This window comes from Rhizobium tibeticum (assembly GCF_900110205.1).
In the GTDB taxonomy this organism is placed as follows: Bacteria; Pseudomonadota; Alphaproteobacteria; order Rhizobiales; family Rhizobiaceae; genus Rhizobium; species Rhizobium tibeticum.
In genome coordinates, this window is sequence record NZ_FOCV01000080.1 from 1 (window position 1) to 11,799 (window position 11,799).

The 11,799-nt window shown below is 53.8% G+C and carries 13 protein-coding genes; all 13 read left to right on the forward strand.

Features of this window, described 5'->3' with window-relative positions; translation table 11 throughout:
• Positions 1–311: hypothetical protein (locus tag BSG20_RS37145; protein WP_210216967.1), on the forward strand; the 311-nt coding region annotated here is incomplete at its 5' end.
• 77 nt (positions 312–388) lie between these two features.
• Complete coding sequence (locus tag BSG20_RS33655) at positions 389–1,078, forward strand: type IV secretion system lytic transglycosylase VirB1 (RefSeq protein WP_022718905.1); 690 nt, start codon at positions 389–391, stop codon at positions 1,076–1,078.
• 33 nt (positions 1,079–1,111) lie between these two features.
• Positions 1,112–1,474: a pilin major subunit VirB2 gene (gene virB2 / locus BSG20_RS33660; RefSeq protein ID WP_022718906.1), complete on the forward strand. Its 363-nt coding sequence runs from the start codon at positions 1,112–1,114 to the stop codon at positions 1,472–1,474.
• The gene (locus BSG20_RS33665; protein WP_022718907.1) at positions 1,474–1,800 is read left to right on the forward strand and encodes a type IV secretion system protein VirB3; all 327 of its coding nucleotides are present in this window, start codon (positions 1,474–1,476) and stop codon (positions 1,798–1,800) included. The genes virB2 and BSG20_RS33665 overlap by 1 nt, the downstream gene beginning before the upstream one ends.
• Positions 1,800–4,169, forward strand: coding sequence for a type IV secretion/conjugal transfer ATPase VirB4 (gene virB4, locus BSG20_RS33670; protein ID WP_072382125.1), 2,370 nt, complete (start codon positions 1,800–1,802; stop codon positions 4,167–4,169). Before BSG20_RS33665 ends, virB4 begins: the two co-directional genes overlap by 1 nt.
• 11 nt (positions 4,170–4,180) lie before the next feature.
• Positions 4,181–4,852, forward strand: a complete 672-nt coding sequence (locus tag BSG20_RS33675) for a TrbJ/VirB5 family protein (protein WP_072382123.1) — start codon at positions 4,181–4,183, stop codon at positions 4,850–4,852.
• Positions 4,853–4,933: 81 nt separating this feature from the next.
• Entirely contained in the window at positions 4,934–5,818 is an 885-nt protein-coding gene (locus BSG20_RS33680; RefSeq protein WP_072382121.1) for a type IV secretion system protein, read from the forward strand.
• A gap of 32 nt (positions 5,819–5,850) precedes the next feature.
• Positions 5,851–6,009, forward strand: a complete 159-nt coding sequence (locus BSG20_RS33685) for a type IV secretion system lipoprotein VirB7 (RefSeq protein WP_028740223.1) — start codon at positions 5,851–5,853, stop codon at positions 6,007–6,009.
• Positions 6,006–6,719: a type IV secretion system protein VirB8 gene (locus BSG20_RS33690; protein ID WP_072382119.1), complete on the forward strand. Its 714-nt coding sequence runs from the start codon at positions 6,006–6,008 to the stop codon at positions 6,717–6,719. Before BSG20_RS33685 ends, BSG20_RS33690 begins: the two co-directional genes overlap by 4 nt.
• Complete coding sequence (gene virB9 / locus BSG20_RS33695) at positions 6,716–7,597, forward strand: P-type conjugative transfer protein VirB9 (protein ID WP_072382117.1); 882 nt, start codon at positions 6,716–6,718, stop codon at positions 7,595–7,597. Before BSG20_RS33690 ends, virB9 begins: the two co-directional genes overlap by 4 nt.
• Positions 7,594–8,691, forward strand: coding sequence for a type IV secretion system protein VirB10 (gene virB10, locus BSG20_RS33700; protein ID WP_072382127.1), 1,098 nt, complete (start codon positions 7,594–7,596; stop codon positions 8,689–8,691). The genes virB9 and virB10 overlap by 4 nt, the downstream gene beginning before the upstream one ends.
• Before the next feature lie 45 nt (positions 8,692–8,736).
• Positions 8,737–9,777: a P-type DNA transfer ATPase VirB11 gene (gene virB11, locus BSG20_RS33705; RefSeq protein WP_072382115.1), complete on the forward strand. Its 1,041-nt coding sequence runs from the start codon at positions 8,737–8,739 to the stop codon at positions 9,775–9,777.
• Between the two features lie 991 nt (positions 9,778–10,768).
• On the forward strand, positions 10,769–11,548 hold the full coding sequence (gene virG, locus BSG20_RS33710) for a two-component system response regulator VirG (RefSeq protein WP_072382113.1): 780 nt from the start codon (positions 10,769–10,771) through the stop codon (positions 11,546–11,548).
• Positions 11,549–11,799 lie beyond the last annotated feature (251 nt).

The following is an 11,799-nucleotide window of genomic DNA, read 5'->3' on the forward strand; positions in this document are numbered from 1 at the left end:
GACCGGCGGAACGCCGGCAGTTGCCAATGCGCGCATTTCCACCAGAAATCCTGGCCGCCGCAATTAGCACCCATGAGCCACACCGCATGGCTTCAAAGCGGCCACCAAGCGGAACCCAAACGCGCTGCAAGCACAAGAAAACCAGCCGTTTATGGACGGAAACTAACCTAGAATGCCGCGAAGGTGCTGACTGCGCTTGGCATCGCCGGTCGACCACCTTGGACAATATCTCGTTGTGTACCCTGGACGCGGTCGAGATGCCACAGGTTTCAGATGAAATCAAAACGCAGAATTGGAACATCGTTTCGTAACAGGCCGTAGCCCAATAAGCGCGAGTGACAAATGAGGCCGACTTTTTCGGCAGCTCGCGACTGTGAGGCGATAGGAAATGTTAACTGCAGCTTGGCCCTTGACGATCGCCGTTTTGACTTCGACGTGCCTTTCTAGCGAGGCTGCCCCACTATCCTTCCGTGAAGTTGATCGCCTTGCTCGCGAATGCGCACCATCGGTTGATCCGACGACTTTAGCGGCAATTGCCAAGGTCGAAAGTGGCTTTGATCCGCTTGCGGCACATGACAATACTACGGGTGAGAGCCTTCACTGGGATGATCAAACGCAAGCACGCGATAGTGTCAAAGATCGCCTCGACGCGCAGCATTCCATCGACGTCGGGCTTATGCAGATCAACACTAATAACTTTCCCGTCCTCAATCTCACGATTGAAAATGCCCTGCAGCCTTGCAAGTCACTTGCCGCTGCGGCGTACTTGCTTGAAAGCCGCTATGCCGGCGGCGACACTGCTGCGGCAAGGCAACTTGCGCTTCGAAAGGCAATCTCCGCCTACAACACGGGGGATCTGCAGAGCGGGTTCGCAAACGGTTATGTGCGGAAGGTTGAGGCGGCCGCTCGAGAGATCGTGCCGCGGCTGATCGAACCACCGCAACAGGCTGATGAAAAGCAGATCTCGAAAAACATCTGGGACGTGTGGGGCTCGTATGAGCAAGAGCGTTCAGAAGACGATTCATCGCGTCTCCCAAAATATCAAAGGTCGCACGGCCCTGAATTTAAACAACAATAATGACCAATGGTCAAACTAATGGAGATACAAATAATGGCGTCACCTAGCACAAATCGTGTGCGTTTTAGCTCCTTTTCTCTGCTGCGGGCAACGTTACGCGCTGCAGTTCCCTATGCGCCAGCTGCCGGCGGAGCGGCGGCCTGGAGTATAGTCTGCTCCGCGCCCGCGATGGCGCAAGTGACTGGCGGGACCGATCCCGCGACGATGGTGAATAACATCTGCACGTTCATCCTTGGACCGTTCGGACAGTCTCTGGCTGTGCTCGGCATCGTCGCCATCGGCATATCGTGGATGTTCGGTCGTGCTTCACTCGGTCTCGTTGCGGGTGTCATCGGCGGGATCGTCATCATGTTCGGGGCCAGCTTCCTTGGTAAAGCCCTCATTGGCGGGGGCTGATGAGCGACCGACTGGAAGAGAGTATTCTCTACGTGGCGGCGACACGCCCTGCATTATTCCTAGGTGTGCCGCTCAACTTGGCCGGATTGCTTATGATGTTAGCCGGCCTAATCATCGTCATCGTTCAGAATCCTCTATACGAGATTATTCTTGTGCCACTGTGGTTCGGATCAAGGGTTGTTGTTGAGCGCGACTATAACGCCGCGAGCGTAGCGCTACTCTATCTGCAGACCGCTGGCAGAAGCGTCGATGGGCCGATCTGGGGCGGGGCAAGCGTCAGTCCCAACCCAATTAAAGTGCCGAGCCGAGGAAGAGGAATGGTTTAATGTTCGGCACAAGTGGCAGGACCGAGAGGTCTGGTGAGATATATCTGCCATATGTTGGCCACCTCAGCGACAAGGTTATCCTTCTCGAAGACGGCTCAATCATGGCGATGGCACACATCAAAGGTTTGCCCTTCGAACTGGAAGACGTTGCCATCCGAAATGCACGCTGCCGAGCGTTCAATACGCTCTTGCGCAACATTGCCGATGATAACGTATCAATATGTGCCCATCTAGTGCGACATAATGATGTGCCGTCACCGCCGGGACGGCAGTTCCAAAGCACGTTTGCTGGTAGTCTGAGTGAAGCTTATGAGCAGCGTGTGCTGCTCGGAAGTCTTTTTCGCAACGATCACTTCCTTACCTTGATCGTGTATCCCCGCACTACCGTCGGCAAAATCAGGGGACGTTTCATCAAGCGCTACGAAGGCAAGGAGAACGATCTGGCAAGCCAGGCCCGGAACCTGGAAGATCTCTGGCAGATCACTGCTGGCGCCCTCGACGCCTACGGTCTCCGTCGGCTCGGGATTCGCGAGAAAGAAGGCGTGATTTTCTCAGAAATCGCGGAAGCGCTCCGGCTGATAATCACTTGCCGTTTGACTCCGGTTCCAGTGGTTAGCGGCTCACTCGGCGCTTCGATTTATACTGATCGTGTGATCTGCGGCAAACGCGCAGTGGAGATTCGTACCCCCGGAGATAGCTACGTCGGCTCAATGTTTTCATTTCGAGAATATCCAGCAAAAACACGGCCGGGTATGCTGAATCCACTATTGTCCACGAATTTCCCCCTTGTTTTAAGCCAGAGTTTCTCCTGCCTCACGCGTGCACAGGCTCATGCCAAACTCAGCCTGAAGTCCAGTCAAATGACGAGCTCTGGGGACAAGGCCGTCTCCCAGATCAATGAACTCGCCGAAGCGGAGGACGCACTGGCAAGCAACGAATTCGTAATGGGCTCGCACCATTTAAGCCTGTGCGTCTATGCCGATAATCTCAATAGCCTTGCCGACCGCGCTGCAAGCGCCCGCACGCGGTTGGCGGATTCGGGCGCCGTCATTGTCCAGGAAGGTATTGGTATGGAGGCGGCTTACTGGGCACAACTTCCGGGGAACACCAAGTGGCGCACGCGACCCGGGGCAATCACCTCCCGCAATTTCGCCGGTCTGGTCTCATTTGAGAATTTTCCGAGCGGCATCAATTCTGGCCACTGGGGCAATGCAGTTGCACGCTTCCGCACCAACGGTGGAACCCCTTTCGATTATGTCCCTCATGAGAATGACGTCGGCATGACGGCGATATTCGGACCCGTCGGAAAAGGCAAAACAACGCTCATGACCTTTATCCTTGCCATGCTCGAGCAGAGCATGGTTGAACGCAATGGTGCGATTGTTTTCTTTGACAAGGACCGCGGTGGTGAACTGCTGGTACGTGCCACGGGAGGCACATATCTGGCGCTACGTAGAGGCGTTCCCAGCGGCTTGGCGCCTCTGCGGGGCCTGGACGATACATCGTCCTCGCGGGATTTTCTGCGCGAGTGGATAGTCGCCCTCATTGAGAGCGACGGACGCGGAGCTATTTCGCCGGAAGAGAACCGCCGCTTGGACCGCGGCATCACCCGGCAGCTTTCGTTTGAGCCAGGCATGCGCTCAATTGCAGGACTACGCGAATTCCTGTTGCACAGCCCCTCCGAGGGCGCAGGTGCACGATTGGAGCGGTGGTGCAGAGGAAGCGCGCTGGGTTGGGCCTTTGATGGCGAGGCAGATGAAGTAAGGCTGGACGCCTCCATTACAGGCTTCGACATGACGCAGCTCCTGGAGTACGAGGAGGTCTGTGCGCCGGCAGCTGCATATCTACTGCATCGCGTGGGCTCTGTCGTGGACGGACGTCGCTTTGTCATGAGCTGCGACGAGTTTCGCTTTTATCTATTAAACCCCCAATTCGCTGCAGTCGTCGACAGGTTCTTGCTGACTGTTCGCAAGAATAACGGCATGTTGATACTCGCAACACAACAACCCGAGCATGTTCTGGAGTCACCCATCGGAGCCAGTCTTGTTGCACAATGCATGACGAAAATTTTCTATCCATCACCGACGGCGGACCGATCAGCCTACATCGACGGCTTGAAGTGTACCGAAGGAGAATTTCAGGCTGTCCGCGAGCAAATGGCAATCGGCAGTCGCAAATTTTTGCTGAAGCGCGAGAGCGGCAGCGTTATCTGCGAATTCGACCTTAGTGAAATGCGCGAATATGTCGCCGTGCTGTCTGGGCGGGCAAACACGGTGCGCTTTGCCGATCGGCTCCGCGAAAATTACGGAGATGCCCCTGGTGCGTGGATCGACAAGTTCATGGCACGTTATCATGAAGTGCAAGATTGACGGAGGAGTTCATGAAATTTTCCAAACTCACAGTGACCGCGGTTGCCGCTTTTCTTGTGCTGCAGGGGCCAGCTCGAGCGCAGGGAATGCCTGTCATTGACGCAGCAGGAATAGCTCAGGCTATCGTGCAAATCGAAAAATCGGTTGCGATTCTCGACCAGACAATTCAATTGGTGACGATGTTCACGTCGTCCTTTGGCGTCACCAGTCTGTTAAGCTCACTCAACCAACCGAACCGATATCCCTCGACCACTCAGCTAGGCAATCAGATGTTTGATAGTCAGGCACCAGGCTCGACCACAGCGCGTGCGATCGCGCTGGATGCCGATCGTAGAATCATTGGTTCCGACGCGGAAGCGGCGCTGCTACGTCAGCAGATTGCCGGTGCTGCTAATGCCGCGGGCGTTGCTGCCGGCAATCTGGAGATGATGGACAAGCGCCTTCGGGAAAACGGCAACACGCTAGGTCAGTTGTCGCGTTCAAGAAACATCATGCAGGCCACGGTCACAAACGGATTGCTTCTCAAACAGATCCACGACGCAATCATCCAGAACAGCCAGGCCACGAGTCTGCTGACGATGGCCACCGCGCAGGCCGGCCTTCATGTCGCAGAGGAGGCCGCAGCCCAGCGCCGAGAACGGCAAAAAACTGCGACAATCTTTGCCATCCCCCGCCTCCCATAGTTGTACGGTGCGTAGTGCGGCTCAGACAATAGTTCAACTCAGCCCACCTGCGGTGGAAAAAACCAAATCAGGTTGGATTTGATGAAATTCGCAATTTCTGCGCCTTTTACGGCTATACATACGGTCTTTGATACCGCCTTTTCAATCGCACTGAACGGAGTGCTGGATAAGATCCAGAGCGCAATCAATGCGCCTCTGGTGGCGTGCGTCACGCTTTGGATAATAATCCAGGGCATTCTGGTCATACGTGGTGAAATCGATACTCGTGGTGGGATCACGAAGATCATCAGGGTGTCGATCGTTGTCTCTCTTGTCTTGGGGCAGGCGAACTATCATGACTACGTAGTGTCATTCTTTGAGGATGCGATCCCGAGCTTCGTTCACCAGATCAGTGGCAGTAGCATTCCGATGGATATTCCGCGAACGCTTGACGTCATGTTCGCTCTTAGCCAGATCAGCTTTCAGAAGATTGCATCCGAAATCGGACCGATGAATAGCCAAGACACTCTCGCCTTTGAAGGCGCGCAATGGGTTTTCTACGGTGCGCTTTGGGTAGCGTTTGAGATCTATGACGCCTGTGGGATTCTTACCAAGGTACTCTTGGCGATCGGTCCGCTGATCCTTGTAGGCTATCTCTTCGATTACACCCGCGACATGGCCTCCAAATGGGTTGGACAGCTCCTCTCCTACGCGCTGTTGCTTCTCCTGTTGAATATCGTGGCGACTTTAGTTATCGCAACGGAATCAGCGGCTCTCGTATTAATGCTCCTCGTAATTAACAATGCGGGCACGACGGCAGCCAAAATTATCGGGCTTTACGAACTCGACATGTTCTTTCTAGCTGGTGACGCTTTGATCGTAGCGCTTCCAATGATAGCCAGCAATATTGGAGGTGGCACCTGGGCGGGTACAAATAAATCTCTCAGTAGCCTCGCCCGCCAATTAGCCCAAATTACGCGCGGTTAAACGCAATGATTATGAAAATCCAGGTTGACTACATGAAGTATTGTTCTCTGTTTCTATTCCTCGCTTTGGCCGCTTGCAAGACAAGTGATACACTGGCGACCTGCAAGGGCGCGGCGTTTCAGCTAAATGTGGGACGATGGCAACCCACCGCAACGGATCTTGACGTCGAATGTGCGGGAGCGCCTAAATGAACGGACCTGAGTATGGTCTCCTGGTGGGGCGAGAATCACTTTCTGCGCATTATAAGGAAGTGGAGGCCTTCCAAACTTCACGCGCGAAATCGGCGCGGCGTCTTTCCAAGGTGCTGGTCGTCATTGCGGCTGCTGCTGTTCTTGGAAATATTGCCCAGGCCTTCACTATCGCCACCATGGTTCCGTTGATCAAGCTTGTGCCCGTGTATCTTTGGGTACGACCGGATGGAACGGTTGATAGCGAAGTGTCCGTGTCTCGACTGCCGGCCACGCAAGAGCAGGCCATTATCAAAGCTTCACTTTGGCAATATGTCCGCCTACGCGAGGGCTATACAGCGGACACAGCTCAATACGCCTATGATCTCGTATCGAGTTTCAGCGCACCATCTGTACGCCAAGAATATCAGCAATTCTTCAATTACCCTAGTCCGACCTCGCCGCAGGTCACAATCGGTGAACGAGGTAGGCTGGATGTCGAGCACATCTCCTCAAATGATATTGCGCCGGGAGTGCAGCAGATTCGTTACAGACGAACACTCATCTTGGATGGTCAGATGCCAATGGTGAGTACTTGGACTGCAACCGTCCGCTATGAAAATGTCACAAGCCTGCCTGGCCAATCGAGGCTGACAAATCCAGCAGGATTAATCGTTACCTCCTACCAGGCCTCGGAAGATACCGTCTCGAATGCGGGAGGGACCCAGCCATGATAACAAGGGCCGTTCTCACACTAATCTGTTTGATTTCTTTTGCGATGGGCGTGCATGCGGAAGATACTCCTGCTGCCGGCAAACTGGATCCGCGCATGCGCTATCTGGCCTACAACCCCGACCAGGTGGTCCGAATGTCAACCGCTGTCGGCGCAACACTAGTTGTTACATTCGGCGCCGGCGAGACGGTAACAGCGGTCGCCGTGTCCAATAGCAAGGATCTGGCAGCTCTTCCGCGAGGAAACTATCTCTTTTTCAAGGCAAGTCAAGCGCTCTCCCCGCAGCCAGTTATCGTGTTGACTGCGAGCGAGGCAGGTACGCGACGATATGTCTTCAACATTTCCACCAAGGTCATGTCTCGACTTGATAAAGAGCAACCTGACCTCTACTACAGCGTACAATTCGTTTATCCGAACGACGACGCTGCTGCTCGGCGGAAGGAAATAGCAAAGCAATCGATATTCGATGGTATGCGGGCGAAAGCGCAGTCTCAACAGAGAGCTCAGGATTTGTTGGATCAGCCGGCCGCAGCCGCCAATCCGGATGCCAACAATTTCCACTACGTCGCACAGGGCGATCGCTCGCTAACACCATTGGAAGTCTTCGATAACGGAGTCACCACTGTTTTCCGCTTTCCAGGCAATGTACGCATTCCCTCCATCTACATGATCAATCCGGACGGTAAGGAAGCTGCTGCCAATTTTTCGATTAAAGGCGACTATATCGAGGTTTCCGCAGTTGCCCGTGAATGGCGGCTGAGGGATGGCCATACAGTATTAGGGATTTTCAATAGCGCATACGATCCCATTGGAAGAAATCCGGGCACCGGTACGGTAAGAGCCGATGTATGGCGCGTTATGAAAAGGACGAGCCGATGAATGACGCCAATTCAGAATCGAGGCACGACGTAGATGCGTCGGGATCCTTGGTTGCCGAGCCAACTCGCCGACGTCTTTCGGGATCAAAGAAGTTGTTGATTGCAAGCCTAATTCTGGTTTCATCTCTATCTCTCATTTGGACCGTCGGTTTCTCAACGAAAAAAGGTGAACCGCCTCAAACGCCGCTGGTCACCAATGCGGAGCCTTTTCGCCCGGCACCGATTGAGGTTGCTCCCGATCCTCCAACACCCAAACAGGCTGCTCAGCCGTCAGCCTCAGCGCCAGAACAGAGCTCTCCAGAGCTGGATGATCCGCAGGTCGCGCAATCGGCAATATTCGCTTATGATAGCGGTGATCAATCGGCTGACATTAGTCACCCCCGCGAAGAGAAACAGAACGACACCTCGTTGCACGCAGGCGAAGCTCCAGTCGAGAACGATCTGTCAACTCGCATGAAACCCGGTGTGCAGGGGCCAAGCAGAGCTATACTCCTGCCGCACCCTGACTTCATGATTACCCAAGGAACCATTATTCCCTGCGTTTTACAAACAGCGATCGATACGAATTTGCCGGGCTTCGTAAAGTGCGTCTTACCCCAAGACATTCGTGGGGCGACGAACAATATTGTGCTTCTAGATCGCGGAACAACCGTTATTGGTGAAATTCAGCAGGGTTTACGGCAGGGGGATGCGCGAGTCTTTGTAATCTGGAACCGCGCTGAAACACCGACTCATGCCGTGGTTTCGCTCGCGTCGCCGGGCGCTGATGAACTCGGCCGCTCCGGCATGCCCGGTACCGTGGACAATCACGTCTGGCAACGATTTGGAGGCGCAATGCTGTTGAGCGTCGTCCAGGGTGCGTTCCAAGCCGCCAGTCAATACGGTGAAAGTTCAGGCGGACTCAGCGTCAACAATTTTCAAGGCAATGGTGGACAAACGGTCGATACTGCGCTTGAGGCAACGGTCAACATTCCGCCAACCCTGAAGAAAAACCAGGGGGACGCCGTGTCCATTTTTGTCGCTCGTGATCTTGATTTCTCAGAAATATACGAGCTTAAGGCGACCAACGGGCCAAAGAGAGGGAGAAGCCGATAAACTATGGCCTAAGCACCTCAACGATAATGAAGATTGGAGACTTTGATGCAAGCGGTGGCACATCCCCAATTGTATTTCCTCCTCAAACCGGTTTTGAAATGGCTTGGGGACCCAAGGACCGAAGAGGTCGCGATTAATAAGCCCGGGGAGGCGTTCGTTCGCCAGGCCGGTGCGTTCACGAAATATCATTCATCTCTCACATACGACGATCTTGAAGATATTGCGATCTTGGCCGGAGCGTTGCGAAAGCAGGATGTAGGACCACGAAGCCCTCTCTGCGCCACCGAGTTGCCAGGCGGAGAGCGGCTGCAGATCTGTTTACCGCCTGCAGTGCCGTCAGGTACTGTTAGTCTGACAATTCGGCGCCCCTCCACTCGTGTTGCCGAACTCAAGGAAGTATCATCCCGCTATCATGCATCACGCTGGAACCAATGGCAGTCGCGCAAGGAGCGCCAAGCTCAAGAAGATGAAAAAATTCTGGAGTACTACGCTCGCGGTGATTTGGAAGAATTCCTGCAAGCTTGCGTGACTGGGCGACTGACAATGCTGCTTTGCGGACACACAGGAAGCGGCAAAACCACGATGAGCAAGACTTTGATCAACGCTATCCCACCGCAAGAAAGGCTGATCACTATCGAAGACACGCTCGAGCTCGTAATCCCGCATGAAAATCATGTCAGGCTACTCTATTCTAAGGATGGAGCAGGTTTGGGTGCGGTGACCGCAGAGCAGCTTTTACAGGCTAGTCTCCGCATGCGGCCGGATCGAATACTGCTGGGCGAGATGCGTGACGATGCCGCTTGGGCATATCTCAGCGAGGTCGTTTCTGGCCATCCGGGATCGATCTCCACTATTCACGGGGCAAATCCCATCCAGGGCTTCAAGAAGCTCTTTTCGCTCGTCAAGAGCAGTCCGCAAGGAGCTGCCATTGAAGATCGCACGTTGATTGATATGCTCTCGGCGGCTATTGACGTCATCGTGCCATTCCGTACCCACGGTAGTGTTTATGAAGTTGGTGAGATATGGCTGGGGGCCGACGCGCGCCGACGCGGGGAGACGGTGGCCGACCTTCTCAATCAGCATTAGTATCAACGCAGCCCTCGATGCGGCCAAAGATTATGGCCAAAGAACCCTCATGAAGCCGTTAAGAAAGCGTAAATTCTTGTCTACAAGCGGCGTATGCAGAATTCCGAAAAATTTGATTTTTTCTAAGTTGATGATGATGGCCTGTAGCTCAACCAGAAACTTCGCTTCCGGAAAACGTCTATTGAGAAGGTGCTTTCATCGAGCGTCGGATTGCGGGAGGCCGACACGGATGCGACCTGCCGCCAGATGCCTCATAAATTATTAGCATCCATATCGCAGATGAACACCATTCAAACTATTAATTTCACCGATAGTATCGAATCCATTAGGAAGACGGACGTCGGCGAACTCGAATGGGCAAAGGAAGAATCAAGGAGTGCAGGATGGTCCAGATTTTGGTTAGCATCGCCTATAAGGCGCTCCCATCTATAGAGCGACGCCATTATGTGACGTTGCCCTGTGATGAACAACAGGAAGCTGGGTGCTATGGAAAATGTGCTGCAAAGTCCCAGTCCACGCTGAACTCGCTAAAACTCGCCACAACCGGGCACGCGCGCTTTCAATGGAAGAGCATTAGAGATCAATTCGGGCCGCAATTGGCGTTCCTCTCGATCGGCTACAACTCGCGCAGCCTATCAACTGCTTCAATCGAGACGTGGCATCCAGAGATCGCATCGAAACCACGTCGCGGGCATCACGCAGGTAATGGCCAACACCGGGCCCGTCGGTCTCATAGTCATCATCGCACATTCCTTGACGAACGGCCGCGCGTGAGTTGGTAGACCAAGGAGTTCATTCCTAATGGATAGGCCGCTGGTAGAATATCTGCGCTATGATGCCCAAATCGCTCAATAGCGTCTTTCACCAAATCGCGAACTTTCGGGCCGGCCTCTCAAGCGTGGCCGAGAACTACCGACCCGCACTGGAAAGGATCGAATAAGAACCGGTAGCCTGAAGTTTCCAACGTGGATAAGATTGAAAGGTACGCTATTTGAAACACATTCTTGTCGTCGATGACGACGCCGCCATGCGCCATCTTATTGTCGAATATCTGACTTTGCACGCCTTTAAGGTAACCGCAGTCAGCGATAGTAGGCAACTGAATCGTGTGCTCGCATGTGAGCCGGTTGATCTTGTGGTTCTTGATCTCAATCTGGGTCGTGAAGACGGATTGGACATTGTGCGCAATCTGACGATGAAATGGGTTACTCCCATCATTGTCATCAGCGGCGACCGTCTTGAGGAGGCAGAAAAAGTTGTTGCACTGGAGCTCGGGGCAACTGACTTTGTTTCGAAGCCTTTTGGAATGCGCGAATTCTTAGCCCGTATTCGCGTAGCATTACGCCGGCCTCCTATCAGTCCACGGGCAAAAGACCGACGTTCCTTTCATTTTTCCGGATGGACTTTGAATCTTAGGCGACGTCGGCTAATCTCTGAAGAAGGCGACGAGGTCAAGCTGACCGCGGGTGAATTCAACCTTTTAGTCGCCTTTTTGGAAAAGCCACGTGACGTATTAACGAGAGAACAGCTTCTGCTTGCGAGCCGAGTTCGGGGAGAAGAGGTGTGTGACCGAAGCGTTGATGTCCTCATTTTGCGCATGCGCCGAAAGCTTGAAGTAGATCCAGCCAACCCTCGTCTAATTAAAACAGCCCGAGGCGCAGGCTATTTCTTCGACGCTGATGTGGAGATCCATTACGGGGACAATGGCCGTCCTGTCAGTAGTCCTTACGACAATAGTGCGCGCGCTGCGCACGGACCATCGCCGGTTTAATAACCGCGATCAGGACCTGAGCCACTGTATTGGATTCCTTATGACGCGATCACGGAGGTAGTGGTGCAGCTTGTCGCCGGCAAGCGTCTCCTCGTCTTCAGAATGTCGGAATGCCGCCTCGCGAACAACCTAATACTACAGTTGCGTTTGATGCCTTGCTTTGTAGTGAGAAAGCATTGCGGATGCTTGATGCCTGCGTCGCCAGAGTGACCATGCCAAGATGAGGCGAACTCTAATCGGGGGCTGTAGCA

Excerpts from the sequence above, each read along its gene's own strand:
- BSG20_RS33685 (WP_028740223.1), top strand. The coding sequence starts at position 5,851 with ATGAAGTATTGTTCTCTGTTTCTATTCCTCGCTTTGGCCGCTTGCAAG.
- BSG20_RS33675 (WP_072382123.1), top strand. The coding sequence starts at position 4,181 with ATGAAATTTTCCAAACTCACAGTGACCGCGGTTGCCGCTTTTCTTGTG.
- virB9 (WP_072382117.1), top strand. The coding sequence starts at position 6,716 with ATGATAACAAGGGCCGTTCTCACACTAATCTGTTTGATTTCTTTTGCG.
- virB4 (WP_072382125.1), top strand. The coding sequence starts at position 1,800 with ATGTTCGGCACAAGTGGCAGGACCGAGAGGTCTGGTGAGATATATCTG.
- virB10 (WP_072382127.1), top strand. The coding sequence starts at position 7,594 with ATGAATGACGCCAATTCAGAATCGAGGCACGACGTAGATGCGTCGGGA.
- virB2 (WP_022718906.1), top strand. The coding sequence starts at position 1,112 with ATGGCGTCACCTAGCACAAATCGTGTGCGTTTTAGCTCCTTTTCTCTG.
- BSG20_RS33680 (WP_072382121.1), top strand. The coding sequence starts at position 4,934 with ATGAAATTCGCAATTTCTGCGCCTTTTACGGCTATACATACGGTCTTT.
- BSG20_RS33690 (WP_072382119.1), top strand. The coding sequence starts at position 6,006 with ATGAACGGACCTGAGTATGGTCTCCTGGTGGGGCGAGAATCACTTTCT.
- virB11 (WP_072382115.1), top strand. The coding sequence starts at position 8,737 with ATGCAAGCGGTGGCACATCCCCAATTGTATTTCCTCCTCAAACCGGTT.
- BSG20_RS33665 (WP_022718907.1), top strand. The coding sequence starts at position 1,474 with ATGAGCGACCGACTGGAAGAGAGTATTCTCTACGTGGCGGCGACACGC.
- BSG20_RS33655 (WP_022718905.1), top strand. The coding sequence starts at position 389 with ATGTTAACTGCAGCTTGGCCCTTGACGATCGCCGTTTTGACTTCGACG.